The sequence below is a fragment of the Spirilliplanes yamanashiensis genome (assembly GCF_016863475.1).
Lineage (GTDB): Bacteria > Actinomycetota > Actinomycetes > Mycobacteriales > Micromonosporaceae > Spirilliplanes > Spirilliplanes yamanashiensis.
The window spans coordinates 1-24,861 of sequence record NZ_BOOY01000014.1; the positions used below are offsets into that span (position 1 = coordinate 1).

Annotated in this window: 21 protein-coding genes; 15 read left to right on the forward strand and 6 right to left on the reverse strand. The window is 74.6% G+C overall.

Annotated elements, in window-relative coordinates; all coding sequences use genetic code 11:
- On the forward strand, positions 1 to 915 hold a 915-nt coding region (locus Sya03_RS09950), incomplete at its 5' end, for a DinB family protein (protein WP_203937936.1).
- A gap of 7 nt (positions 916 to 922) precedes the next feature.
- Here Sya03_RS09950 and Sya03_RS09955 read toward each other — a convergent pair.
- From Sya03_RS09955 to Sya03_RS09970, 4 genes are read right to left on the reverse strand one after another with little or no spacing between them, the layout of a single operon-like run.
- Positions 923 to 1,558, reverse strand: a complete 636-nt coding sequence (locus Sya03_RS09955; protein WP_203937937.1) for a DsbA family oxidoreductase — start codon at positions 1,556 to 1,558, stop codon at positions 923 to 925.
- An 8-nt stretch (positions 1,559 to 1,566) separates the two neighbouring features.
- On the reverse strand, positions 1,567 to 2,007 hold the full coding sequence (locus Sya03_RS09960) for a SufE family protein (RefSeq protein WP_203937938.1): 441 nt from the start codon (positions 2,005 to 2,007) through the stop codon (positions 1,567 to 1,569).
- 10 nt (positions 2,008 to 2,017) lie between these two features.
- Complete coding sequence (locus Sya03_RS09965; protein ID WP_203937939.1) at positions 2,018 to 2,473, reverse strand: CBS domain-containing protein; 456 nt, start codon at positions 2,471 to 2,473, stop codon at positions 2,018 to 2,020.
- A 29-nt stretch (positions 2,474 to 2,502) separates the two neighbouring features.
- Complete coding sequence (locus Sya03_RS09970) at positions 2,503 to 4,212, reverse strand: proline--tRNA ligase (protein WP_203937940.1); 1,710 nt, start codon at positions 4,210 to 4,212, stop codon at positions 2,503 to 2,505.
- A gap of 114 nt (positions 4,213 to 4,326) precedes the next feature.
- Between Sya03_RS09970 and Sya03_RS09975 the strand changes: the two genes are divergently transcribed.
- The 13 genes from Sya03_RS09975 (at position 4,327) to Sya03_RS10035 (ending at position 22,410) form a co-directional block, all read left to right on the forward strand.
- On the forward strand, positions 4,327 to 5,103 hold the full coding sequence (locus Sya03_RS09975) for an SGNH/GDSL hydrolase family protein (protein WP_203937941.1): 777 nt from the start codon (positions 4,327 to 4,329) through the stop codon (positions 5,101 to 5,103).
- Positions 5,104 to 5,113: 10 nt separating this feature from the next.
- On the forward strand, positions 5,114 to 6,013 hold the full coding sequence (locus Sya03_RS09980; RefSeq protein WP_203937942.1) for a sulfurtransferase: 900 nt from the start codon (positions 5,114 to 5,116) through the stop codon (positions 6,011 to 6,013).
- Entirely contained in the window at positions 6,010 to 6,546 is a 537-nt protein-coding gene (locus Sya03_RS09985) for a VanZ family protein (protein ID WP_203937943.1), read from the forward strand. Before Sya03_RS09980 ends, Sya03_RS09985 begins: the two co-directional genes overlap by 4 nt.
- A 6-nt stretch (positions 6,547 to 6,552) precedes the next feature.
- Complete coding sequence (locus tag Sya03_RS09990) at positions 6,553 to 8,307, forward strand: HSP90 family protein (RefSeq protein WP_203937944.1); 1,755 nt, start codon at positions 6,553 to 6,555, stop codon at positions 8,305 to 8,307.
- A complete protein-coding gene (locus tag Sya03_RS09995) occupies positions 8,304 to 11,132 on the forward strand; it encodes a tetratricopeptide repeat protein (RefSeq protein WP_203937945.1) in 2,829 nt (942 codons plus the stop codon). Before Sya03_RS09990 ends, Sya03_RS09995 begins: the two co-directional genes overlap by 4 nt.
- 81 nt (positions 11,133 to 11,213) lie before the next feature.
- Positions 11,214 to 11,831 carry a TetR/AcrR family transcriptional regulator gene (locus Sya03_RS10000; RefSeq protein WP_203937946.1) on the forward strand — a complete coding sequence of 206 codons (618 nt, stop codon included), beginning with the start codon at positions 11,214 to 11,216 and terminating at the stop codon, positions 11,829 to 11,831.
- 70 nt (positions 11,832 to 11,901) lie between these two features.
- A complete protein-coding gene (locus Sya03_RS10005; protein WP_203937947.1) occupies positions 11,902 to 13,230 on the forward strand; it encodes an acetyl-CoA carboxylase biotin carboxylase subunit in 1,329 nt (442 codons plus the stop codon).
- Complete coding sequence (locus Sya03_RS10010; RefSeq protein WP_203937948.1) at positions 13,227 to 14,099, forward strand: hydroxymethylglutaryl-CoA lyase; 873 nt, start codon at positions 13,227 to 13,229, stop codon at positions 14,097 to 14,099. The genes Sya03_RS10005 and Sya03_RS10010 overlap by 4 nt, the downstream gene beginning before the upstream one ends.
- A 110-nt stretch (positions 14,100 to 14,209) precedes the next feature.
- On the forward strand, positions 14,210 to 15,340 hold the full coding sequence (locus Sya03_RS10015; protein WP_203937949.1) for a hypothetical protein: 1,131 nt from the start codon (positions 14,210 to 14,212) through the stop codon (positions 15,338 to 15,340).
- Between the two features lie 296 nt (positions 15,341 to 15,636).
- On the forward strand, positions 15,637 to 16,746 hold the full coding sequence (locus Sya03_RS10020) for a hypothetical protein (protein ID WP_203937950.1): 1,110 nt from the start codon (positions 15,637 to 15,639) through the stop codon (positions 16,744 to 16,746).
- A 230-nt stretch (positions 16,747 to 16,976) separates the two neighbouring features.
- The gene (locus tag Sya03_RS10025) at positions 16,977 to 18,488 is read left to right on the forward strand and encodes an acyl-CoA carboxylase subunit beta (RefSeq protein WP_239107289.1); all 1,512 of its coding nucleotides are present in this window, start codon (positions 16,977 to 16,979) and stop codon (positions 18,486 to 18,488) included.
- 8 nt (positions 18,489 to 18,496) lie between these two features.
- On the forward strand, positions 18,497 to 19,651 hold the full coding sequence (locus tag Sya03_RS10030) for an acyl-CoA dehydrogenase family protein (RefSeq protein ID WP_203937951.1): 1,155 nt from the start codon (positions 18,497 to 18,499) through the stop codon (positions 19,649 to 19,651).
- A gap of 116 nt (positions 19,652 to 19,767) precedes the next feature.
- The gene (locus tag Sya03_RS10035) at positions 19,768 to 22,410 is read left to right on the forward strand and encodes an ATP-binding protein (RefSeq protein WP_203938091.1); all 2,643 of its coding nucleotides are present in this window, start codon (positions 19,768 to 19,770) and stop codon (positions 22,408 to 22,410) included.
- Positions 22,411 to 22,688: 278 nt separating this feature from the next.
- Here Sya03_RS10035 and Sya03_RS10040 read toward each other — a convergent pair whose 3' ends face one another.
- Together Sya03_RS10040 and Sya03_RS10045 are read right to left on the reverse strand one after the other, a co-directional pair.
- Entirely contained in the window at positions 22,689 to 23,516 is an 828-nt protein-coding gene (locus tag Sya03_RS10040) for an LLM class flavin-dependent oxidoreductase (RefSeq protein ID WP_203937952.1), read from the reverse strand.
- Positions 23,517 to 23,526: 10 nt separating this feature from the next.
- A complete protein-coding gene (locus Sya03_RS10045; RefSeq protein ID WP_203937953.1) occupies positions 23,527 to 24,015 on the reverse strand; it encodes a MarR family winged helix-turn-helix transcriptional regulator in 489 nt (162 codons plus the stop codon).
- Positions 24,016 to 24,119: 104 nt separating this feature from the next.
- Here Sya03_RS10045 and Sya03_RS10050 point away from each other — a divergent pair, with 104 nt between their 5' ends.
- A complete protein-coding gene (locus tag Sya03_RS10050; protein ID WP_203937954.1) occupies positions 24,120 to 24,704 on the forward strand; it encodes a YceI family protein in 585 nt (194 codons plus the stop codon).
- Positions 24,705 to 24,861: the final 157 nt, after the last annotated feature.

A 24,861-nucleotide genomic window follows, 5' to 3' on the forward strand; every position in this document is an offset into this window, starting at 1 on the left:
GCGGGCTCGGACGCGGCGGGCTCGGACGCGGCGGGCTCGGACGCGGCGGGCTCGGACGCGGCGGGCTCGGACGCGGCGGGCTCGGATCCGCAGCAGCGGCGGCCCGCGGAAACAGGCTTCCCCGGCGCCGACCCGAAGGAAGCCCGGTTCGACGGTGCCGACCTGAAGGGCGCCCGGTTCGACCGTGCCGATCTCAGCGGTGCCGAGTTCCGCGGCGCCGATCTCAGCGGCGCGCGGTTCCACGGCGCCGACCTCACCGGGGCGGTCATGCGCGGCGTCGAGCTGGTCGACGTCGACATCAACGGCGAGGTCAGCAACCTGGTCATCAACGGCGTCGACGTCGCGCCCCTGATCCTCGCCGAGCTGGACCGCCGCGACCCCGACCGCGTCCTGATGCGACCGGACGACGCGGCCGGCTTCCGCCGGGCGTGGGACCTGATCGGGGAGCGTTGGCGGGGGACCGTCGAGCGGGCGGCCCGGCTGCCCGAGGAGCTGCTGCACGAGTCGGTCGACGGGGAGTGGTCGTTCGTCGAGACGTTGCGGCACCTGGTGTTCGCGACCGACTCGTGGATCGGCCGGGTCGTGCTGGGCGATCCGGCGCCCTGGCATCCGCTGGCGCTGCCGTTCGACGAGATGGCCGACGTGCCGGGCGTGCCGCGCGACCGCGCGGCCCGGCCCGCGCTCGGCACGGTGCTGGAGCTGCGGCGGGACCGGATGGCCATGATGCGGCGGGTGCTCGACGGGCTGACCGACGAGGCGCTCGCCGGGCACACCGAGCCGGTCGAGGCGCCCGGGTGGCCGGGCCCGCGCAGCTACGCCGTGCGGGACTGCCTGTCGATCATCCTCAACGAGGAGTACGAGCACCGGCTGTACGCCGAGCGGGACCTGGCGGTCTTGGAGGCGCGGACCGCCTGACGCGCCGTCAGGCGGCGGCGGCCTCGCGGCGGGCCACCTGCTCCAGGGCGGCGAGCAGCGTGGCGGAGTCCTGGGCGCCGACCACCGCGTACTTCCCGGCCAGCACGAACGTCGGCACGCTGGAGACACCCAGCTCACGGGCGGCGGCGAACTCGGCGCGCACCTCGTCGGCACCGTCGGACGAGGCCAGGTAGGCGCGGGCGGACGCGGCGTCCAGGCCCATCTCGGCGGCGAGGCCGGCGAGGGCGTCGTGCGAGTTGAGGTCGACGCCGTCGGTGAAGTGGGCGCGGTGGGCCGCCTCCAGCAGCTCCGCCTGGCGGCCGTGGCTGCCCGCCCAGCGGATCAGCCGGTGGGTGTCGAAGGTGTTGGCCGCGACGGCGCGGGAGAAGTCGAGCCGGAGGCCGTCGGCGGCGGCGATGTCCGTCACGCGGGACGTCATGGCGGTGACCTGCTCCGGGCCGCCGAACTTCGCGGCGAGGGCGTCGACCAGCGGTTGCGGCTCGCGCACCGGCGTCGGGTCCAGCTGGTACGCGCGGTACGTCACGGTCACGTCACCCGGGTACGCGGCCACCGCGCTGTCCATGCGCCGCTTGCCGATGTAGCACCACGGGCAGACGACGTCGGTCCAGATCTCGATCTCCACGACGGGGCTCAACGCGGCCGGTCGTCCGCCTGTTCCCGCACCTGCCGCTTGAGCCGGGCGAGGACGGCGGTGCCGCCGCGCACCCGCAGCGGGCTGATCACGGTGGCCAGGCCCATGCGCTGGTACAGGTCGTCGGGGACGGCGAGCACCTCGTCGGCGGTGGCGCCGGCCAGGCCCTCGGCGAGGATGCCGGCGAACGCGCGGGTGGTGGGCGCCTCCGGCGGGCAGTCGAACCAGGTGCGCACGGTGCGGTCCGGCTGCACCTCGGCGCGCAGGAAGAACTGCGTCTGGCACTCCGGGACCTGTTCCATGCCGTCGTGGCCGGTCAGCTCCGGGGGCAGGGGCGGGACGGCGTCGGAGAACTCCAGCAGCATCTCGAGCACCACGTCGCGCGGGGCGCTCGCGAAGTCGTCGACGATCTCGGTCAGCTTCGGCGGGATGTCGGGCACACCGGCGAGGCTACGCCGGGTCGGCGACGCGGGCCGCGGGGACGGCCATGGCCGTCGGGCCGGAGTCGTCGGCGAGCAGGGCCGACGTGCGCGGGTGCATCGCCACGTCGGACAGCGAGATGATGCCGGCGATGTGCCGGTCGGCGTCGCAGACGAGCAGGCGGCGTACGTTGCGGTCGTGCATGACCTGCAGGGCCTCGGCGACGCCCGCCAACTCCTCGATCATCAGCAGTTCGCGGCTCTCGATGTCGCCCAGCGTCGCGTCCTTCGGCGAGCGGCCCTCCGCGATGGCCCGGATCACGATGTCGCGGTCGGTCACCAGGCCGGACAGGGTGGGGCCGCGGGTGACGAGCACGTCGCCGATGCGGCCGTCGCGCATCGCCTGCGCCGCCTCGTCCAGGGTGGTCTCCGCGGGCAGGTAGACCACCTCGCGGGTCATCAGGTCAGCAACCGTCAACCGTGCCATGCGTCAGCGATACCCCCTGATCACGGTGCTCACACGCCGCCCAGGACCGTCTCGGTGACGGACGCCAGGGACACGTCGGCGCGCGTACCCGATGCCCTGTCCCGGACCTCCACCAGGCCCTCGGCCAGGCGGCGGCCGACCACCACGATGGTCGGGACGCCGATCAGTTCGGCGTCGGTGAACTTGACGCCGGGCGACACGGCGCGGTCGTCGACCAGCACGCGCAGGCCGCGGCCGGTCAGCTCGGCGGCCAGGTCGAGGGCGGCCTGGACGTGGCCGGCCTTGCCGGCCGCGACCACGTGCACGTCGGCGGGCGCGACCGCGCGCGGCCAGACCAGCCCCCGCTCGTCGTGGTGCTGCTCGGCGATCGTGGCGACGCAGCGGGTCACGCCGATGCCGTAGCAGCCCATCGTGGGGCGCACCGGCTTGCCGTCGGCGCCCAGCACGTCCAGGCCGAACGCGTCGGTGTAGCGGCGGCCGAGCTGGAAGATGTGGCCCACCTCGATGCCGCGGCGGATGGTCAGCTCGCCGTCCGCGCACGCCGGGCACCGGTCGCCGGCGCGCACGTCCGCGGCCTCCACCACGCCGTCGGGCACGAAGTCGCGGCCGCTCACCACGTTCGTGGCGTGCCGGCCCGGCTCGTTCGCGCCGGTCAGCCACGCCGAGCCCGGCGCCACCCGCGGGTCGACCAGGTAGCGCAGGCCCAGGCCCTGCGGGCCGATGTAGCCGCGGACCAGGTCCGGCCGCGACGGGAAGTCGTCGAACATCGCCACGTCGGCGCCGAGCGCCGCGCCGAGCCGCTTCAGGTCGACCTCGCGGTCGCCGGGCACGCCCACCGCGACCAGGTCGCCGCCCGCCCGGACCACCACGTTCTTCAGGGTGTCGGCGGCCGTCCAGTCGGCGCGGCCCGCCAGCCGGTGCGCGTTGGCGTGGTCGACCAGCGAGGCGATCGTCGGGGTGTCCGGGGTGTCGTGCGCCTCCAGCGGCGGGTGCTCCGCCGTCACCGCCGGGGCCGGGGGCGTCACCACCGCCTCGGTGTTCGCCGCGTAGTCGCACGCCGTGCAGCCCACGAACGTGTCCTCGCCGACCGGCGTCGACGCCAGGAACTCCTCCGACGCCGAGCCGCCCATCGCCCCCGACACCGCCGACACGATCGTCGTCTCCAGCCCCAGCCGGGCGAAGATGCGCTGGTACGCGGCCCGGTGCGCGTCGTACGCGGCGGCAAGGCCCACGTCGTCCAGGTCGAACGAGTACGCGTCCTTCATCAGGAACTCGCGCCCGCGCAGCACCCCCGCCCGCGGCCGCGCCTCGTCCCGGAACTTCGTCTGGATCTGGAACAGGATCAGCGGGAAGTCCCGGTACGACGACGTGACGTCCTGCACCAGCAGCGTCACCATCTCCTCGTGCGTCGGCGCCAGCAGGTGGTCCGCCCCGCGCCGGTCCTTCAGCGTGAAGATGTCGTCGCCGTACGCCGTCCAGCGCCCGCTCGTCTCGTACGGCTCCCGCGGCAGCAGCGCCGGGAAGTGCACCTGCTGGCCGCCGATGCCGGCCATCTCCTCGCGCACGATCGCCGCCACCCGGTCCAGCACCAGCAGGCCCAGCGGCAGCCACGTGTAGCCGCCCGGGGCGGCGCGGCGGACGAAACCGGCGCGCACGAGCAGGCGGTGGCTCGGCACCTCGGCGTCCGCCGGGTCCTCGCGCAGGGTCCGCAGGAACAGGCTCGACATCCGCAGCAGCATCGTTGCAGCGTAATGAGGCACACTCCGCCGGTCGCCGGAATAACCGGCGCGTCGGCGCGGTCGTTGCTGAGCGGGCGCCGACCGGCCGCCCGGAACCGAGAAGGGGGTATCGGCGTGCGCTGGGGCAGCTACGTCGCGGTGGGGGACAGCTTCACCGAGGGCATGGACGACACGTACCCCGACGGCAGCTACCGCGGCTGGGCCGACCTCGTCGCCGTCCGCCTCGCCGCCGAGGCCGGCCCCGGCTTCGGGTACGCCAACCTGGCCGTCCGCGGCCGCCTGTTCGACCGCGTCGTCGCCGACCAGGTCGAACCCGCGCTCGCGATGAAGCCCGGCCTGGTCAGCTTCGCCGCCGGCGGCAACGACGTGCTGCGCCGCCGCTGCGAACCGCACGAGCTCGTCGGCCGCCTCGACACGGTGATCGGCCGGCTGCGCGCCACCGGCGCCGACGTCGTCATGTTCCGCTTCGCCGACGTCCTCGCCCGCCTGCCCGGCCAGCGCATGCTCGCGCCCCGCGTCGCCATCCTCAACCGGGGCGTCGGCGAGGTCGCCGAGAAGCACGGCGCCACCCTCGTCGACCTGTTCGCCGACGACGAGTTCCGCAACCCCGCCCTGTGGAGCGAGGACCGCCTGCACATGAGCGCCGCCGGCCACCGCCGCGTCGCCGCCCACGTCCTCACCGCCCTCGGCGTCGGCGCCGACGAGGACTGGCTCATCGTCCCGCCCCGCCCGGCCGCCACCCCGTGGCTCGCGGCGCGGCAGGCGGACCTGCGCTGGGCCGGCCAGCACCTGGCGCCGTGGATCAAGCGCCGGCTGACGGGCCGCTCGTCGGGCGACCTGATCACCGCCAAGCGCCCCCACCTGGAACCGGTGGAGTCCCGCCAGGGATAGCGTTACCACCATGGCCGTTCCGAACGATCCCGCGCCCCAGCTGCAGGCGTACGCCCACCCCGACAAGCTCGTCACCACCGAGTGGCTCGCCGCGAATCTCGGCGCCCCCGGACTGGTCGTCGTCGAGTCGGACGAGGACGTGCTGCTCTACGACACCGGGCACATCCCGGGCGCGGTGAAGGTCGACTGGCACACCGAACTGAACGACCAGGTGACCCGCGACTACCTGACGGCGGTGGACTTCGCCCGGCTGTGCACGGCCAAGGGCATCAACCGCGCCGACACCGTCGTGTTCTACGGCGACAACTTCAACTGGTGGGCGGCGTACGCGCTGTGGGTGTTCACGCTGTTCGGGCACCCGGACGTGCGGCTGCTCGACGGCGGCCGGCAGAAGTGGGTCGCCGAGGGGCGCGAGCTGACCCGGGACCGGCCGGACCGCGCGCCGGGCGACTACCCGACGCCGACGCGTGACGACGCGCCGGTGCGGGCGTACCGGGAGCAGGTGGTCGAGCACGTGGGGGCGGGGCGGCCGCTGGTGGACGTGCGGTCGCCGCAGGAGTACACGGGCGAGCTGACGCACATGCCGGCGTACCCGCAGGAGGGGGCGCTGCGCGGCGGGCACATCCCCGGGGCGCTGAACAAGCCGTGGAAGGCGGCGGCGAACGACGACGGCACGTTCCGGCCGGCGGAGGAGCTGCGGGCGATCTACGGCGACGGGCTGGGGCTGGACCCGGGTGACGACGTGATCGCGTACTGCCGGATCGGCGAGCGGTCGAGCCACACCTGGTTCGTGCTGCACCACCTGCTGGGCTATCCGCGGGTGCGCAACTACGACGGCTCGTGGACGGAGTGGGGGAACCTGGTCCGGGCGCCGATCGTGCAGGGCGGTGAACCGGGCACGCTCGCGTGAGCGCGGCCTGGCGCGACCACGGCGCCACGATCGTCGCGGCGCTGATCGTCCTGCCGGTCGGCGGCGTGGTCGCATACCTGCTGCTGGTGGGGCGGCTGGGGCGGCGGCGGGCCGCCGCCGTGGTCGGGCTGGTCGCGGGCACCGTGCCGTTCCTGGTCATGCTGTTCACGCCGCAGCCGGCGCCGCGGTCGCTGGCGTTGCGGCCGCTGCGCGACGTGCCGTCGTGGTTCGACGGGTCGTGGCTGACGGCGGCCGAGCAGGTGGGCGGCAACCTGCTGGCGCTGGCCGCGGTGGGCGCGTTCCTGCCGGTGCTGTGGCGGCCGGTGGCGACGCTGCCGCGGATCGTGCTGCTGGCCGCGGTGGCGTCGGCGGGCATCGAGGCGGCGCAGTGGGTGGCGGACGTCGGCCGGGTGTCCAGCGTGGACGACGTGCTGGTCAACACGCTGGGGGCGGCGCTGGCGGCGCTGGCGACAAGGCCGTGGTGGACGGACCGAAAACGGGACCACGAAACGGCGTTGATCTCGGTAGCCTGACCGGCCGTGAGCAACGCCTTCCAGGTCGACCTGCGCGGCATCGTCGACCTGCTCAGCCACCACCTGTACGCGAGCCCCCGGGTGTACGCGCGCGAGCTGCTGCAGAACGCCCTCGACGCGATCACCGCCCGCCGCGCCGGCGACCCGGAGGCCCCGGCGGGCGCGGTGCGCATCGAGACGGGCGACGGGGTGCTGCGCGTCGCCGACAACGGCATCGGGCTCACCGAGGCCCAGGTGCACGAGCTGCTCGCCACGATCGGCCGCAGCTCCAAGCGGGACGAGCTGGGCTTCGCCCGGCACGAGTTCCTGGGCCAGTTCGGCATCGGCCTGCTGTCCTGCTTCCTGGTGGCCGACGAGATCCGGGTGCACACCCGGCGGGCGGGCGCCCCCGCGGTGCTGTGGACGGGCTTCGCCGACGGCCGGTACGAGGTGGCGCCGGGCGCGGACCGCGAACCGGGCACGACGGTCACGCTGCTGCCCCGGCGCGGCGCCGAGCACTGGCTGTCGGGCGCCACGGTGACGGGCCTGGCGCAGCTGTTCGGCTCGCTGCTGCCGGTGGACGTGCGCGTCGACGGCGTCGCCACCACCGCTGGCGACCCGCCGTGGCTGCTGGGCGACGACCGGGCGCTGACGGCGTACGCGGAGCGCACGTTCGGGTTCACCCCGTTCGACGTGATCCCGCTGAACGTGCCCGAGGCGGGGCTGACCGGCGCCGCGTTCGTGCTGCCCACCCCCGTCAATCCGGCGGCGCGCGGCGGGCACCGGGTGTACCTGAAGCGGATGCTGCTGGCGGAGAGCGTCGAGGGGCTGCTGCCGGAGTGGGCGTTCTTCGCCCGGTGCGTGGTGGACGCGGGCGAGCTGCGACCCACCGCCAGCCGCGAGGCGCTGTACGAGGACGGCCTGCTGGAGTCGACCCGGGAGGCGATCGCCGACCAGCTGCGCGGCTGGCTGGTGCGGCTGTCGCGGCTGGACCCGCGCCGGCTGGCCGAGTTCCTCCAGGTGCACCACCTGGGCGTGAAGGCGCTGGCCCTGCACGACGACGAGATGCTGCGCCTGGTCGAGCAGTGGTGGCCGATGGAGACGAACGTCGGGCGGATGACGCTGGCCGAGTTCCGCCGGCAGCACGGCGGCATCCGGTACGCGGCGACGCTGGACGAGTTCCGGCAGCTCGCGGCGGTGGCGGCGGCGCAGGACCTGGCGGTGGTGAACGCGGGCTACACGTACGACGCGGAGATCATCGAGCGGCTGCGCGGGCTGGACCGCGACGCGGTGGTCGAGCGGCTGGAGCCGTCGGACCTGACCACCCGGTTCGACCTGCTGGACCCGGCGGCGGAGCTGGCGCTGCGGCCGTTCCTGGCGGCGGCGCAGCGGCGGCTCGACCGGCTGGGCTGCGAGGTGGTGGTGCGCGCGTTCGAGCCGGCGTCACTACCGGCGCTGTACCTGGTGACCCGGTCGGCGGCGTTCCACGACGAGCTGCAGGCCACCCGGGAGCGCGCCGACGAGCTGTGGGGCGGGGTGCTGGACGCGATCGCCGACGCCGGCCCGCCGGACCGGCCGCAGCTGGTGCTGAACCACCGCAACCCGCTGGTGCGCCGGGTCACCGCCCTGGCGGACCCGGAACTGGTGGCGCTGGCGGTGGAGGCGCTGTACGGGCAGGCGCTGCTGCTCGGCTACCACCCGATCCGGCCGGCGGACGCGGCGCTGCTGAACACCTCGTTCCTGGGCCTGCTCGGCCGCGCGGTGCCGGGGGAGCAGGCGTGAAGTCCGTCGACGAGCTGTGGCGGCTGCTGCACGAGGCGCGGCAGCTGCCGTACGGGGCGGCGCAGATCGCCCTGGTGGAGCAGGTGCTGCGGCACGCGGACGCGGCGGGCGACCGGGAGCTGGCGTACGCCGCCCGGATCTTCGCCACGACGGCCTACGTGTACGGCGGCGAGCAGGGCAAGTCGTTCGTGACGTTCGCCTGGCTGCTGGCCGACCACGACCGCGACCCGGCGCCGTTCCACGCGACCTGGGAGCACAACCTGCTCTGGTACTTCAAGTACATGGTCGTGGCGCTGACCAAATTCCCCGAGGTGCCGCTGAGCCGCACGTACGCGGTGCTCGACGACATGGAGCGGCGCTACCGGGAGGGCGGCCACAGCCTGCAGGCCGTGTACAAGCACCGGTTCCTGGTGGCCCGCCACGTCGGCGACCTGGACGCGGCGGCCGGCTGGTACGAGCGGTGGCTGACGACGCCGCGCGACGACCTGTCGGACTGCGCGGGCTGCGACCCGTCGGCGCAGGTGTCGTGGCTGGCGTTCCAGGGCCGCGACGACGAGGCGGTGGCGCTGGCCGAGCCGGTGCTGGCCGGGCGGCTGACCTGCACGGAGCAGCCGCAGGGCATCCTGATCGGGCTGCTGGAGCCGTACGTGCGCACGGGCCGCGGGGACGCGGCGGCGGACGCGCACCGGCGGGCGTACCGGCTGGTCCGCGGCAACGTGGCGGACCTGTGGGACATCGGCGACCACATCGCGTTCTGCGCGCGCACCGGCAACGAGCACCGCGGCCTGGAGATCCTGCAGCGGCACGTGGACTGGCTGGACCGGGCGCCGTCGCCGGCGGCGGGCATGGTGTTCGCGGCGTCGGCGGCGCTGCTGCTGCGCCGCCTGGCCGCCACCGGGCACGGGGCGGTGCCGGTGCACCGGCGGTCCGCGGGGGACACTCCGGCGGCGGAGCTGGGCGAGGAGCTGGCGGCGTACGCGACGGCGCTGGCGGCGCGCTTCGACGCCCGCAACGGCACGGGTGAGCAGGGCCGGCGGGTCGCGGAGCGGCTGGGCGCGGCGCCGTTCCCGGACGCGCTGCCGCTGTCGCCGTCGGCCCGGCGGGCGCCCGCGGCCGTGCCGGTCGCGGTCGCGGTCCCGGCCCCGGAGCCGGCGCGGGTCCCGGCGGACGCCTCGGCGGCCGAGCTGCTCGACCTGGCCGAGCGGTACGCCGACGCCGACGCCGACGAGGCGGTCGCGGCGGTGCTGGCGGCGTTCGACGCCCGGTTCCCGGAGCCGGCGGACGCGCTGTTGGCGGCGCGGCGCACGGACGTCGCGGGCGACCAGTCGTGGCTGGCCCGGGACGCGGCGGGCGCGATGGCGGCGTGGCGGTCGGCGGCCGAGCGGTACGCGGCGGCGGGCGACGAGCGGCGCGCGCACCGCAGCCGGGCGGCGTGGGGCGTGGCGGCCTGCCTGACCGGCGACGCGGAGGCGGGCGCCGAGGCGGTGGCCGCGGACCTGGCGTACCAGCTGCGGGCCGGCGGCGAACCGGCCCGGCTGGCGGCGGCGTGGGCGCGGCAGGCGCTGGCGCTGGCGGTGACCGGCCGGGGCGATGCGGCGCTGGCGGCGTTCGGCGAGGCGGACGCGGTGGCGGCCGGGGCGGGCGACGAGCGCCTGACGGCGCGGATCGCGCTGCGCCGGGCGACCACGCTGGCGAACCTGGGCCGCGGGCCTGAGGCGGCGGAGGCGGCCGCGCCGGCGGTGGCGTTCTACCGGGCGCACGGCCCGGCGGACCGGTTCGCGGCGGCGGCGCTGGTCGTGGCGGCCGGGTCGCCGGACCCGGTGGCGGCCGTGGCGGCGGCGTCGGACGCGCTGGCGGCGGGCCCGGCGGACCGGGCGCTGGACGCGCGGCTGGCCCGGGCGCGGGCGCTGGTGGCGCAGGACCGCCCGGGCGACGCCGTGGCCGACTACGTCGAGGTGGTGGCGCTGTGCGCCGAGCGCGGGCTGGACGCGGGCGGGGCGGCGGCGCGGCACGAGCTGGCGGCCGCGTACCGGGACGCGGGGCGCCTGGTGGAGGCGGCCGAGGTGGCCGAGGAGGCGGTGACGTGGTGGACCCGGCTGGACGCCGTGCCCGCCGCGGACGACTCCCGGTTCGTGCTGGCGGGCGTGTACTCGGAGCTCGGCGAGACGGCGCAGGCGCTGGCGCTGTACGACGAGCTGGTGGGCCGGCTGGGCGGCAACGACGCGGGCCGGGGCCAGGTCGAGGAGCAGGCGGCCGAGCTGCTGTTCCGGGCGGACCGGGACGCGGACGCGGCGCGGCGGTTCGAGGCGGCGGCGCAGGCGTACGCGGCGGCGGGCGACGTGGCGGGCGAGCTGCGGGTGCTGCGCCGCCGGCTGACCGCCCTGCACTGGGCGGACGACGTGGCGGCGGCCGAGGCGGTGCTGGCGCAGGCGGTGCGGCGGCACGACGCGCTGCCGCCGGAGCTGGCCGGTGAGCCGCCGCTGGTGTGGGAGCGGGCGGTGCTGGGCCACGAGGCGGGCCGGCTGCTGATGGCGCGTGGCCGGTTCGCCGAGGCGCTGCCGTACCTGGACGGTGCGCCGGAGCGGCTGCGGTCGATCGGCGCGACGGGCGACGCGGACCGGCTGGCGGTCATGGCGGGCGAGGCGCTGCTGCGGGCTGGCCGCCCGGCGGACGCGGCGGAGCTGCTGGCGGGGGCGCTGGCCGGGCTGGGCGCGCGGGCGCCGGGGCGGGCCGGGGCGGCGGGGCTGCTCGCGGAGGCGCTGGACGAGCTGGGCCGGTTCGCGGAGGCGGCGGCGCTGCGCGCGGAGCACGGCCTGGACGACTGATCCGTCCTACCAGCCGGGACGGTCGCCAGAACTAAACGACCGTTCAGTAACCAGGGTCCGACGAGGGGTTAGAGTGAGCCGGTGACGGTTGATCAGCAGCGGCGGACCGGTCCGCCGGCACCCCGGCGCCGGTCGCGCCGGGACGAGATCCTGCAGATCGCAGTAGGTCTGTTCGCCTCCCGCGGCTACCACGGCGTCTCCATGGACGACATCGGCTCGGCCGCCGGGGTCACCGGTCCCGCGCTGTACCACCACTTCGCCGGCAAGGAGGCGATGCTGGTCGCGGCGCTCATCCCGGTCAGCGAGAGCCTGCTGCACGGCGGCCGCGACCGCGTCGCCGCGCACCCCGACGACGCCAGCGCGGCGCTCGCCGACCTCATCGACTTCCACGTCGACTTCGCCCTGGCGAACCCGGCGGTGATCGCCCTGCACCTGCACGAGCTCGACCGGCTGCCCGAGGAGCCGCGCCGGCAGATCCGCCGCCTCCAGCGCCTCTACGTCGAGGAGTGGGTGGGCGTGCTGGCCCGGCTGCGCCCGGGGCTCGACGCGGCCGAGGCGCGGGTGCTCGCCCACGCGGCGTTCGGCCTGATGAACTCGACGCCGTTCCTGGGCGGCGAGGTCGAGCGGCGGCGCCGGGCGGCGCTGCTGCGCGAGGCCGCCGCGGCGGCGCTGACCGGGGGCGGACAGCCCGTCGCGTGAGGGTCGGCACCAACCGGACGGTAACCGGCGCGCGGGCAGTAACGTCCCCCGAAAGGGACGAGGGAGAGAAATGATCGAGTCGCTGCTCATCGCCAACCGTGGGGAGATCGCCCGCCGGATCATCCGCACCGCCAAGCGGCTGGGGATCCGCGCGATCGCCGTGCACTCCGAGGCGGACGCCGGGATGCCGTTCGTGCTGGAGGCGGACGAGGCGGTGTGCGTCGGACCGGCGAACCCGGCGCAGAGCTACCGCAACACCGAGGCGATCCTGGCCGCCGCCAAGCAGACCGGCGCGCAGGCCATCCACCCCGGTTACGGGTTCCTCAGCGAGAACGCCGACTTCGCGCGCGCCGTCGAGGCCAACGGCCTGGTCTGGGTCGGCCCGAGCGCGGACGCGATCACCGCGATGGGCGACAAGATCAACGCCCGCAACCTGATGGCCGAGGCCGGCGTGCCCGTCGCGCCGGGCACCACCGACCCGGCCGCCACCGTCGAGGCCGCGCTGGACGCCGCCGCGACGATCGGCTACCCGGTGATGGTGAAGGCCGCGGCGGGCGGCGGCGGCATGGGCATGGCCGTGGCGAACGACGAGGCCGGCCTGCGCACCGAGTACGACAAGGTGCGCGGCTTCGCCGAGCGCATGTTCGGCGACGGCTCGGTGCTCATCGAGCGCTACTTCCCGCGGGTGCGCCACGTCGAGGTGCAGATCCTCGGCCTGGCCGACGGCCGGGTGGTGGCCCTGAGCGAGCGCGAGTGCTCGGTGCAGCGGCGCAACCAGAAGCTGGTGGAGGAGGCCCCGTCGCCGGCCGTGTCGCCGGAGCTGCGCGAGCGCTTCCTGGCCGCCGCCGTGAAGGCGGGCGAGGCGGTGAACTACCGCAACGCGGGCACCGTCGAGTGCCTGCTCGACCCGACCACGGGCGAGTTCTTCTTCCTGGAGATGAACACCCGGCTCCAGGTCGAGCACCCGATCACCGAGATCATCCACGGCATCGACCTGGTCGAGGCGCAGCTGCGGATCGCCTCCGGCGAGGAGGTCGAGATCCCGCTGACGACCAGCGGGCACGCGATCGAGCTGCGGGTCAACGCCGAGGACCCGAAGCGGTTCCTGCCCGGCCCCGGCGCCGTGAAGACGTGGGTCGAGCCGACGGGCGAGGGCGTGCGCGTCGACTCCGGCTACGCCGAGGGCACCACGGTCACCCCGAACTACGACTCGCTGATGGCCAAGCTCATCGTCACCGGCGCCACCCGCGACGAGGCGATCGAGCGGGCGCGCGCGGCGGTTGCGGGCTTCGAGATCACCGGGCCGAAGAACAACCTGCCGTTCTTCGCCGAGCTGCTGGAGAACGCGGAGTTCCTGTCCGGCGACTACGACACCGGCATCGTGGGCCGCATGCGATGAGCTTCGTCAGCATCCGCGAGGTCGGCCCGCGCGACGGCCTGCAGAACGAGGACCCGGTCCCGGCGGACGCCAAGGTGCGCCTGCTGGACGCCCTGTCGGCGACCGGCGTGCGCCGGATCGAGGCGGTCTCGTTCGTGCACCCGAAGGCGATCCCGCAGATGGCGGACGCGGACGAGGTCTGGGCGCGCTCGCGCCACGACCCGGACGTGCGGTACTCCGCACTGGTGCCGAACACCCGGGGCGCGCAGCGGGCGCTCGCCGCGGGCTTCCGCGAGATCGAGGTCGTGGTCTCGGCCAGCGACACGCACAACCGGAAGAACCTGAACCGCTCGACGGACGAGTCCCTCGACGACATCGCGCAGCTGGTGCCGCTCATCCACGCCGCGGGCGGCACCGTCGAGGTGATCGTGGCGACGAGTTTCGGCTGCCCGTACGAGGGCGACGTGCCGCCCGAGCGGGTCGGGTCCATCGTGGAGCGGGTCCGCGCGGACGGCGCGGACCGCATCGCCTTCGGCGACACCACGGGCATGGGTACGCCCCGGCGGGTGCGCGACCTGCTGTCCGTGGTGACGCCGGACCTGCTGCACTTCCACAACACCCGGGGCACCGGGCTGGCGAACATCCTGACCGCCCTGAACCTGGGCGTGACGGAGTTCGACGCGAGCGTGGGCGGCCTGGGCGGCTGCCCGTACGCGCCCGGCGCCTCGGGCAACGTGGCCACCGAGGAGGTGGTGCACATGCTGCACGACATGGGCTACGAGACCGGCATCGACCTGGACGCGCTGATCGCCGCGGCGGCACTGGCGCAGGAGATCGTCGGCCGGGAGCTGCCGTCGGGTGTGCTGAAGGCCGGCCTACGTACTCGGTGATCATTTTTTCCGATTTGTCCGCGTGACCCCCGCGAGATCCCGTCGTTACGCATACCGAGTGGCAATTGCGGTTCATATGCCACGAAACGGTCGACAACGAGGGGCATGCGATGACGAGGTCGGGGGTCGAGCGCTTCGAGCGCACGCCGTCCGCCGGCGTCGCGCCCGCCGGTGCCGCCACGCCGCCGTCACCCACCCAGGTGCCGGGCCGTGACGCGCGCCGGAGGACCCGTGGGCTCCGCTGGGGCCTGCGTACCCTCGTCGTCGGCGGTCTCGCCGGTGCAGCCTGGCTGTTCACCGGCGCGGCGGCCCACGCCGCCGACAACCCGGCGCCGGCCCCCGAGCAGGGGCTGTCCGTGGTGTCGCTCGTCAACGGCCTCGGCAACGAGGCGGACGAGCGGGACGCCACCGACGCTGCCGACACCCGCACCGTCCTGGACGGTGTGGAGCGGCTGACCGGCACCGTCGTCGGCACGAAGGCCGCCACGGGCACGGACTCGCGCAAGAACCGGCCGGCACGCCAGCCGGCCGCGACGGCGGGCCTGACCGACAGCATCACCGACCTGGTGCCGGCCTCGCCCGCACCGGTCGTCACCGACGAGGTCCTCGCCGCCACCAACGGCGTCGACGGACTCGTCAAGGTGTTGGCCGCACCCTTCCGTCTCACCGACGGGCCGGCCGGCACCCGGGGACTGCTCACGCCGTTGCCGACGACCGAGCCGATCGTCCAGAGCCTCCGCCCGTTCACGGATCTGCTGCACTCCGCGGCCGACCCGGCACAGGCGCGCCCGGACGCGGACCTCTCGGCCGTCTCCTTCGCGCCGGCCGTGCCCGCACACGCACCGGTGGTCCAGGCCCTGAGCGCCGACGGCGTTCCCGGCCTGCCGCTCGCCCCCACCGCGGACCAGGTCCGCGGCGGTGAGCACGGCACCGGCACGGCATCCCTGCTCGCCCTGCAGCGTTACGCCGCAGCGCACCTTCCCGACGGCCTCACCGCGACGGGCCAGGGCATGACAGACGCCCCGACCCGTCCGGACAACGCCCCCATGCGTGGGCACCTGGGCGCCGTCGGTGGAGCACCGGCCACCGGGTCGGGTGCTTCCTCCCCGGAGGGTGGCTCGTCCGCCACCGTTCCGTCCTCGGTCGTCGGCCATGCGGACGCCGGTTCCCGGCTGCCCGCGGCGACCAGTGTCGAGGTCCGGCGTCACGACGCCGAGGCACCGACTGTCTCACCTGACTAGTGATGTAGCCCGGACCGTCCGCTGACGGCCGGGACCCGCCGGTGACCCCGCTTCAGCGCGGCCGCCGGGTGGTCAGTCAGTGCCGAGCGTCCGCCCGCTCTCTTTCCGGGCCGGCTCGCCGGAGTTCTTCTTCCACACATCACGTCACCGCAACGGCGCACGTCGACAGGCGGGGTCAGGCAGTCATGCCCAGGCACCGCTGCGCCCGCAGCACGATTCCCGGGATCACCGACAACCGAATACGGATCGTTCTCAACACCAATCCTGAAACATAATCCGAAAGGCATCTTCTCCCCATGAAGACTTGGGTTCGCAAGACTCTCAGCGTTGGCGTTCTGGCCGCGGGTGCCCTCCTGTTCGCTCCGGCCGCGGCGCACGCCGACGTGGACCAGGTCGCCGACGGCAACAACGGCATCCTGAACGCCACCCAGCTCGTCGCCCCGATCAACATCCCGGTCGGCGTGGCCGGCGTGGGCGTGGGCATCCTGGGCGAGGGCTCGGGCACCGGCGAGGTCACCAACTGGGGCGGCTGGAACACCGAGGACGTCACCCAGGCGTCGACCGACAACAACGGTGTCGGCAACGGCACCCAGGCCTACCTGCCCGTCAGCATCCCGGTCGGCATCGCCGGCATCGGCGTGGGCATCCTGGGCGAGGGCCACGGCGAGGGCTCGGTCAGCAACAACACCGAGAGCGCGCAGACCGAGAGCGTGACGCAGGCCGCCACCGACAACAACGGCATCCTGAACGCCACGCAGGCGTACCTGCCGATCAACATCCCGGTCGGCCTGGCCGGCCTGGGCGTGGGCATCCTGGGCGAGGGCCACGGCGAGGGCTCCGTCAGCAACAACACCGGTGGCAACAGCACCGAGTCGGTCGGCCAGGGCTCCTCGGACAACAACGGTGTCGCCAACGGCACGCAGGTCTACTCCCCGATCGACATCCCGGTCGGCATCGCGGGCGTCGGCCTGGGCGTCCTGGGCGAGGGCACCGGCATGGGCTCCGTCAGCAACAACACGGGCGGCGGCAACTCGGCCGAGGACGCCACCCAGGTGTCCACGGACAACAACGGGGTCGGCAACGGCACCCAGGTCATCGCGCCGGTCGACGTGCCGGTCTGCGTCGCCGGCATCGGCATCGGCATCCTGGGCGAGGGCTCGGGCGAGGGTTCCTGCACCAACGGTGGCGGCGAGACCGACACCCCGGACGAGGAGCCGACCGAGCCGACCGACCCGACCGACCCGGGCACCGGCACCGGTGACGGCGACGGCTACGGCGAGCAGTCCCGCAAGTCGGCCCGCAAGGCCGCCTCGCAGGAGGCCCTCCCGACCGACGCGGTGACCCAGGGCCTCAACGGCCAGGGCCTCAACCTCGGTGGGCTGGACCTGCTGAACACCCTGCGCTGAGCAGGTAGTCCGCGGGACGCGGCCGGCGACGGCCGCGTCCGGCGCGGGTCACACCGGTCCCGGGTGTGACCCACCGGCACTCCGGTGCCGGGCACCAGCCGACGCTCCTCCACAGCGTCGGTGCACCACCCCGGACGGGGGTCCCGCGACGGCGGGGCTCCCGTCCGTGGCGTTGCGGGGGTCTTCTGCGTTAGCCTAACGATCGTTAAGGTCGTCGCCTGGGAGGTCTCGTGTCGCTCGAGCAGCACCGCAAGCGCGCCCTGGCCGGCGGCGCCGCCAAGTACCACGACGCCAACGCCGCCAAGGGCAAGCTGTTCGCCCGCGAACGCGTCGCCCTGCTCGTCGACCCCGGCTCCTTCGTCGAGGACGGCCTCTACGCCAACGCCCTGGCCGACGGCCTGCCCGCCGACGGCGTCGTCACCGGCACCGCCACCGTCGACGGCCGCCCCGTCTGCCTCATGGCGAACGACTCCACCGTCAAGGCCGGCTCCTGGGGTGCCCGCACGGTGGAGAAGATCATCCGGATCATCGAGCGGGCGTACGACACCGGCACCCCCATGATCTACCTCGTCGACTCCGCAGGGGCCCGGATCACCGACCAGGTCGACCTGTTCCCCGGCCGCCGCGGCGCCGGCAAGATCTTCCACACCCAGGTACGCGCGTCCGGCGCCATCCCGCAGGTCTGCGCGCTGTTCGGCCCGTCCGCCGCCGGCGGGGCGTACATCCCGGCCTTCTGCGACGTCGTCGCCATGGTCGACGGCAACGCCAGCATGTACCTCGGCTCCGACCGCATGGTCGAGATGGTCACCGGCGAGAAGACGACGCTCGAGGCGATGGGCGGCGCGCGGGTGCACTGCGCCGAGTCCGGCGTCGGGCACTTCCTCTGCAAGACCGAGCAGGAGGCGCTCGACGTCGTCCGGCGCTACCTGTCCTACCTGCCGTCCAACTTCCAGGGCGCCCCGCCCGCCGTCGAGGCCACCGGGCCCGGCCGCGGCGACCTGGCCGAGCTGGTGCCCGCCAGCGAACGGCAGGCGTTCGACATGCGCCGGTACGTGAAGGCGCTGCTCGACGACGGCACGTTCCTGGAGATCCAGGCGCTGTGGGCGAAGGAGCTGACCGTCGGGTTCGGACGGTTGAACGGCGAGGTCGTCGGCGTCGTCGCCAACAACTCCATGTTCAAGGGCGGGGTGCTGTTCGTCGACAGCGCCGACAAGGCGTCCCGGTTCGTGTCGCTGTGCGACGCGTTCAACGTACCCCTGCTGTTTCTGTCCGATGTGCCCGGTTTCATGGTCGGGGCGGCGGTCGAGCGGCAGGGCATCATCCGGCACGGCGCCAAGATGATCTCGGCGATCAGTGAGGCCACCGTCCCCAAGATGTGCGTCGTGGTCCGCAAGGCCTACGGCGCCGGCCTGTACGCCATGGCCGGCCCCGGCTTCGACCCCGACGCCACCATCGCCCTGCCCACCGCCAAGATCGCCGTCATGGGCGCGGAGGCGGCCGTCAACGCCGTCTACGCCAACAAGATCGCCGCCCTGCCCGAGTCCGAGCGCGAGGCGTTCGTCGCGGCGAGGCGCGAGGAGTACGAGCGCGACATCGACCTCGTCCGGCTCGCCGGCGAACTCGTCATCGACACCATCGTCGAACCCGGGCAGCTGCGCGACGAGCTCATCCGCCGCTACGCCGCCGCCCGCGGCAAGGACCGTTCCTTCTCCCGGCGCCGGCACGGCGTCACACCCGTCTGAGGAGCGTCATGGACTTCCGCCTGAGCGACGAACACGAGGCGCTGCGCGAGACCGTCCGCGAGTTCGCCCGCGAACAGGTCGCGCCCGTCATCGGCGAGCTGTACGAGAAGCACGCCTTCCCGTACGACCTCATCCGGCAGATGGGCAAGATGGGCCTGTTCGGCCTGCCGTTCCCAGAGGACCAGGGCGGCATGGGCGGCGACTACTTCGCCCTCTGCCTGGCGCTGGAGGAACTCGCCCGAATCGACTCCAGCGTCGCCATCACCCTGGAAGCCGCCGTCTCCCTCGGCGCCATGCCCATCCACCGCTTCGGCACCCCCGCCCAGCGGGCCGAATGGCTGCCGCGCCTGCTCAGCGGCGAGGCGCTGGCCGGCTTCGGCCTCACCGAGCCCGGCACCGGCTCCGACGCCGGCGGCACCCAGACCCGCGCCGTCCTCGACGAGGCGGCCGGCGAGTGGGTCATCAACGGCTCCAAGGCGTTCATCACCAACTCCGGCACCGACATCACCGCCCTGGTCACCGTCACCGCCGTCACTGGCACCAACCCCGACGGCAGCAAGGAACTCTCGACGATCATCGTGCCGTCCGGCACCCCCGGCTTCCACGTGCTGCCCGCCTACTCCAAGGTCGGCTGGAACTGCTCCGACACCCACGAGCTGGCCTTCGACGACTGCCGGGTGCCCGCCGCGAACCTGCTCGGCGCGCGCGGCCGCGGCTTCGCCCAGTTCCTCCAGATCCTCGACGAGGGCCGCATCGCCATCGCCGCCCTGTCCGTCGGCCTCGCCCAGGGCTGCGTCGACGAGTCGCTCAAGTACGCCCACGAGCGGCAGGCGTTCGGCCAGCCCATCGGCAACTTCCAGGCCGTCCAGTTCATGATCGCCGACATGGAGATGCGCGCCCACACCGCCCGGCTCGCCTACTACGACGCCGCCGCCCGCATGCTGGCCGGCCAGGACTTCAAGCGCCAGGCCGCCATCGCCAAGCTGTACGCCAGCGAGGCCGCCGTCGACAACGCCCGCTACGCCACCCAGGTCCACGGCGGCTACGGCTTCATGAACGAGTCCGCCGTCGGCCGCTTCTGGCGCGACGCCAAGATCCTGGAGATCGGCGAGGGCACCTCGGAGATCCAGCGGATGATCATCGCCCGGTCGCTGGGGGTCTGACAGCGTCCCTCTCGGCCCCGCGTCGCGGCATTTGCTGCGGGGAAACGATTTCTTTCCCGTCGATGCCGCGAGCAGGTTCGAGCAGCTAGACAGGGGTGTCTACGCTCTCGACCGTGATGGCGGAGCACGGGGCGGGGCGCGGGCCGGGCTTCGGCGCCGTGCTGCGCGCACGGCGTCGCGGGTCCGGTCTGACGCAGGCGGAGCTGGCCGAGCGGGCGGGCATCGGGGTGCGGACGGTGCGCGATCTGGAGCGCGGCCACGCGTCCCGGCCGCAGCGGACCACCGTCGAGTTGCTGGCCACCGCGCTCAATCTGGCGGGTGCGGCCCGGGCGGAGTTCCTGGCGGCGGCGCGCGGGCAGGCGCCCGAGGTGTCGGGGCCGCCGCCGGTCGCGCCGCTGCCGCCGGTGCCGGGGCTGGTCGGGCGGGACGCCGACGTGGCGGAGCTGACGGCGCGTCTCACCGCCGGCGACCGCGCGGGCGGGGGCGGCCCGCTGCAGGGGGTCACGCTGGTCGGGCTGGCGGGCGTGGGCAAGACGAGTCTGGCGCTGACCGTCGCGCACGCCCTGGCCGAGCGGCACCCGGGCGGGGTGCCGGGCGTCGTGGTCTCCGATGTGTCGACGGCCGCGGACGTGCTGACCACCATCGCCGCCGTGTACCGGGTCGGCCGGCCGGACGATCTGGTGGCCCGGCTGGCCGGGACGCCCGGCCTGGTGCTGGTGGACGCGGTGGAGCGGGCCCCGGACGCGGTCGCGGAGGCGTTGCAGTGGCTGGCGGCGAAGGTGCCGACGGTGCGTTTCCTGGCCACCGGCCGCCACCCGATCGGCGTGCCGGGGGAGCAGGTGTGGCCGGTGGCGCCGCTGGAGGTGCCCCCGCCGGACCTGGTGGCCGCGGGGCCGGAGCCGGACCTGATGCCCGTGTCGGGCGCCGGCTCCTCGATGTTGCCGCTTCCCGCCCTGAGCCCCGACCCGGAACCGGCGGCGGAGACGGCGGAGGCCGCACCGCCGGACCCGCCGGCGGCCGTCGCCGCCTATCCTGCCGCGGCCCTGTTCCTCGACCGGCTCGCCCGGGTGCGGCGCGAGCCGCTGTCGGCCGCCGAGGTTCCGGCCCTGGTGACGCTGCTGCGCCGGCTCGGCGGGCTGCCGCTGGCGCTGGAACTGGCCGCGGCCCGCGGCCGGGTCCTCACGGTCACCGAGATCCTCGACCGGTACGGGGACCGGGTGCTCGACCTCACCGGCCTGTCGGCCGGGCCGGGGGTGGGTGCGACGGCGCCGGACGCGGCGGTGACGCTGGCCGGGGCGGCCGGGGTCGAGGCGGTGTCGCTGCGGGACGCGGTAGCGGCGAGTTACCGGCTGCTGGAGCCGGACGAGCGGCGCGGGCTGCGGTTGCTGGCGGTGTTCCGGAACCGGTGGTCGGTGGAGCTGGCGGAGCAGATGCTGACCGGCGGCGGCTGCCCGGCGGACCCGGTGGCGCTGCTGGACCGGTTGCTGGAGCTGGGGTTGCTCGGGGTGCGCGGGTCGGGGGCGTTCCGGTTCCGGCTGCTCGACGTGGTGCGCGACTTCGGCGTCGAGCGGGCCGCCGCCCGGGGCGAGCGGGCCGGGATCAGCCGGCTGCACGCCGAGGTGCTGGCCCGGTTCGCGGAGCGGATCGCGCCGGACCTGGCCGGGTCGAGGCCGGCGGACGCCATGGCGCAGCTGGACGACGTCAACGCCGATGTGGGGGCGGCGCTGGCGCACGCGGCGGGCGACGACCCGGTGACGGCGTTGCGGCTGGCGGCGGCGTTGCCGCGGTGGTGGCGGTTCCGCGGCCGGGACCGGCTGGGCCGGCAGTGGCTGCGGCGGCTCCTGGACGACCCGCGCACGGCGGGCGCGGCGCCGGAGCTGCGCGCGTGGGCGCAGGTCGGGCTGGCGCAGCTGGCGCTGGAGCACGGCGCGGCGGCCGACGAGATCGGGTCGGCGCGGGCGGCGCTGGACGCGTTCACCCGGCTCGACGACGTGCCCGGGCAGTTCGCGGCGCGGACCCTGCTCGCGGGGCTGTGCACGGCGGTCGGCGGCTACGACGAGGCCCGCGGGCACGCCGAGGAGGTGCTGGCGCTGGCCGGGCGCACGGGCCGCATCCGGGACATGGCGGTGGCGCAGAACAACCTGGCCTGGCACGAGCTGCGCGCCGGTGACGTGCCGGCGGCCCGGCAGCGGCTCACCGCGGTGGACCGGCTGGCGGCGCAGGCGGGCGAGCACCGGCTGCGGGCGGTGGCGCTGGCGAACCTGGCGGACGTGGCCCGGCTGGACGGCAGTCTGGCCGAGGCCGAGACGATGGCCCGCCGGGCGGTGTCGACACTGGACGACCTGGGCGCCCCCGCGCACCGGCGCCGCGCCCTGGCGACGGCCGGGCTGGCGCTGGCCGAGGCGGGCCGCGTGGTCGAGGCGACCGAGGTGCTGGCCGACCTGCGGCGCACGTCCGCGGAGCTGGACGGCCCGGCGGCGATGGTGGAGGGCGCGGTCGCGGAGGTGCGCGGGCAGCGGGAGCGGGCGCGCCGGTCGTACGGGACGGCGGCGCGGTGGTTCGAGCACGGCAGCGACCCGCGGGACACGGCGGAGGCGCTGGCCTGCCTGGCCGGGGTGACGGCGGGGGAGGTGCGGCAGGTGGTGCTGGAGTGCCTGGGCAAGGTGTGCCGGGCGAACGGCATCGTGCTGTTGCCGCGGCAGCGCACCCGGGCGGCCCTGGCGGACGGCGAGCAGCTGCCCACCCGCGACACCGCCTGAGCCGGCGGGCCCGGGCGAAACGGGGCCGCATGCAGCAAGGGACGTGGTCGGCCGTCGTGGTGACGGCCGGCACGTCCCTTGAAACGCGGCGCGTACGAGGCTCCCCCGTTGTCAGAACCCGCCGTGCCTCGGTCTCGCCGCATCCCCCGTGGTGAAACCGTGCGCCCACCCTAACCGTGCGTGCAGAGACCATCGGGTTATTTCCGCCCGAAACGCCCGGCCCGTCGGCGGTTCTGCCGGTCGTTCTGCCGCCACCGGCGGGCAGGCGGGGCGGCAGCTCAGCGGGGCGGCCCGGCGGCCAGCCGCTCCTCCGCGTACCCCCGGACCCGCTCGCGGGCGACGGACCAGTCGCCCTCGATCCACCAGGTGGCCCCGGCGGCGGCCCACGGCGCCACCTTCTCGCGCGCCGCGTCCGGGTCGCCGGCGGGGGTGACGCCCTCGGCCGTGACGTCGTACCCGTCGAGGGGCAGCCCCTCGGCCTGCCGCAGGGCGCGGATCCAGGCGAGACCCTCGGCGAGCAGCGCGGGGGTGAACTCGGTGCCCGCGGGCACGACGTTGGGCAGCCAGCCGTCGGCGCGGGCGGCCCGCCGCATCGACTTCGGCGCGGGCCAGGCGCCGACGACCCAGATCGGCGGGTGCGGGCGTTGCACGGGCGGCGGCGGCACCATGAAGTCGGTGGGCTCGACCCGGTAGTGCGTGCCCGCGTAGGTGAAGGGCTGGCCGGCTAGCAGGCCGCGCAGCACGTCGAGGCCCTCGTCGAGCTGTTCGGCGCGGGTGCGGCGGCCCTGGTCGCGCTCGAAGGCGGTCCAGCCGCCGTGCAGGGCGCCCAGGCCGACGCTGAGGGTGACGCGCCCGCCGGAGAGGCCGTCGACGGTGGCGACCTGGCCGGCGAGGTCCCACGGCCGGCGCCGGGGCAGCGGCGTGAGCAGGGTGCCGAGGCGGATGCGGGACGTGGTCATGGCGGCGGCGCCGAGGGCGACCCACGCGTCGACGCCCCAGACGGGTTCCCAGACGAAGAAGCCGTCCCAGCCGTGCCGTTCGGCGACGGCGGCGAGGTCGGCGGCGTCGCGGGCGGTGCCCCAGGGCAGCACGAAGCCGTACTTCATGCCCGCGAACCTACGACGCCGGTACGACAGGTTCGCTCGTGCCGACGGTGGCGCAGGGGTTCACGGCGTCGCGCAGGACCCGCAGGGCGGACAGCAGCTCGTCGAGCTGTTCGGGGCTGAACTGGCCGACGAACCAGCGGTCGATGAGGTCGAGGTGGCCGGGCAGGATCTCGTTGAGCTTGGCCAGGCCGGCCTCGGTGACGGTGGCGTAGGAGCTGCGGCGGTCGGTCGGGCAGGCCCGGCGGGCGACGAGGCCGTCGCGTTCCATCCGGTCCACGACCCGGGTGACGCCGCTGGTGGACAGGGTGGTCTGGGCGGCGAGGTCGGTCATCCGGAGCTGGTTGCCGGGGGAGCGGGCGAGCCGCATGAGGACCTCGAACTCGACGGCGGAGACGCCGTACCGGTCGAAGTCGGCCGCGAACTTGCTGCTGAGCCCGACGAATGCCTCGGTGAACAGGCCCACGGCGGTGAAGCGCGCGTCGTCGAAGTCGATGCTCATGGTCCCACTGTAGCAAGCGGTACTTGACAGCTGGAATATTGCCGTGCGTATAGTTGCTACGTCACACAACAGCAACCCGCACAGCACTCCCCGAGGAGAACCCGATGTCTGACACCACCGCCGCCGCGACCCGCACCTGGGACGGGCTCGTCATCCCGGCTGCCGGCACGTACGAGCTGGACCAGGCGCACAAGCGGGTCGGTTTCGTGGCCCGGCACATGATGGTCAGCAAGGTGCGCGGCGAGTTCGCCGACGCCACCGCCACCATCACCGTCGACGAGGACCCGCTGGCGTCCTCCGTCGTCGCCACCATCCAGGCCGCCAGCATCCAGACCGGCCAGAAGGACCGCGACGCCCACCTCGTCAGCGGCGACTTCCTGGAGGCCGAGAAGTATCCCGTCCTCACCTTCCGCAGCACCCGCGTGAAGTCGCACAGCGGCAGCGAGTTCGTGCTCGAGGGTGAGCTCACGATCAAGGACGTCACCCGCGTCGTCGACCTGGAGGTCGAGTTCGAGGGCGTCAACCGCAGCCCGTACGGCTTCGACGTCTTCGGCTTCAGCGCCAGCACCGAGATCGACCGCGAGGACTTCGGCCTGACCTGGAACGTCGCCCTGGAGACCGGCGGCGTCATGGTCGGCAAGAAGGTCAAGATCGAGATCGAGGGCGAGGCCATCCGCCAGGCCGCCTGATCCCACCGTCCCGGCGCCGGTCCACCGCGAGAGCGGCGGGCCGGCGTTTTGGCGTGCGCCGCGAGGGAAATGATCGAGGACGGTGAGCCGCCGCGTCATCACACAGAGGTGATGTGCGTCCGTTTTGCCCCTAGCCGGACCCAACCCGACGCCCCTA

What these genes read in the sequence shown, in the direction of transcription:
- Sya03_RS10005 (WP_203937947.1), top strand. Translation starts at nt 11,902, where the DNA reads ATGATCGAGTCGCTGCTCATCGCCAACCGTGGGGAGATCGCCCGCCGG.
- Sya03_RS10010 (WP_203937948.1), top strand. Translation starts at nt 13,227, where the DNA reads ATGAGCTTCGTCAGCATCCGCGAGGTCGGCCCGCGCGACGGCCTGCAG.
- Sya03_RS09980 (WP_203937942.1), top strand. Translation starts at nt 5,114, where the DNA reads ATGGCCGTTCCGAACGATCCCGCGCCCCAGCTGCAGGCGTACGCCCAC.
- Sya03_RS10030 (WP_203937951.1), top strand. Translation starts at nt 18,497, where the DNA reads ATGGACTTCCGCCTGAGCGACGAACACGAGGCGCTGCGCGAGACCGTC.
- Sya03_RS10015 (WP_203937949.1), top strand. Translation starts at nt 14,210, where the DNA reads ATGACGAGGTCGGGGGTCGAGCGCTTCGAGCGCACGCCGTCCGCCGGC.
- Sya03_RS10040 (WP_203937952.1), bottom strand. Translation starts at nt 23,516, where the DNA reads ATGAAGTACGGCTTCGTGCTGCCCTGGGGCACCGCCCGCGACGCCGCC.
- Sya03_RS10045 (WP_203937953.1), bottom strand. Translation starts at nt 24,015, where the DNA reads ATGAGCATCGACTTCGACGACGCGCGCTTCACCGCCGTGGGCCTGTTC.
- Sya03_RS10035 (WP_203938091.1), top strand. Translation starts at nt 19,768, where the DNA reads ATGGCGGAGCACGGGGCGGGGCGCGGGCCGGGCTTCGGCGCCGTGCTG.
- Sya03_RS10050 (WP_203937954.1), top strand. Translation starts at nt 24,120, where the DNA reads ATGTCTGACACCACCGCCGCCGCGACCCGCACCTGGGACGGGCTCGTC.
- Sya03_RS09965 (WP_203937939.1), bottom strand. Translation starts at nt 2,473, where the DNA reads ATGGCACGGTTGACGGTTGCTGACCTGATGACCCGCGAGGTGGTCTAC.
- Sya03_RS10020 (WP_203937950.1), top strand. Translation starts at nt 15,637, where the DNA reads ATGAAGACTTGGGTTCGCAAGACTCTCAGCGTTGGCGTTCTGGCCGCG.
- Sya03_RS09970 (WP_203937940.1), bottom strand. Translation starts at nt 4,212, where the DNA reads ATGCTGCTGCGGATGTCGAGCCTGTTCCTGCGGACCCTGCGCGAGGAC.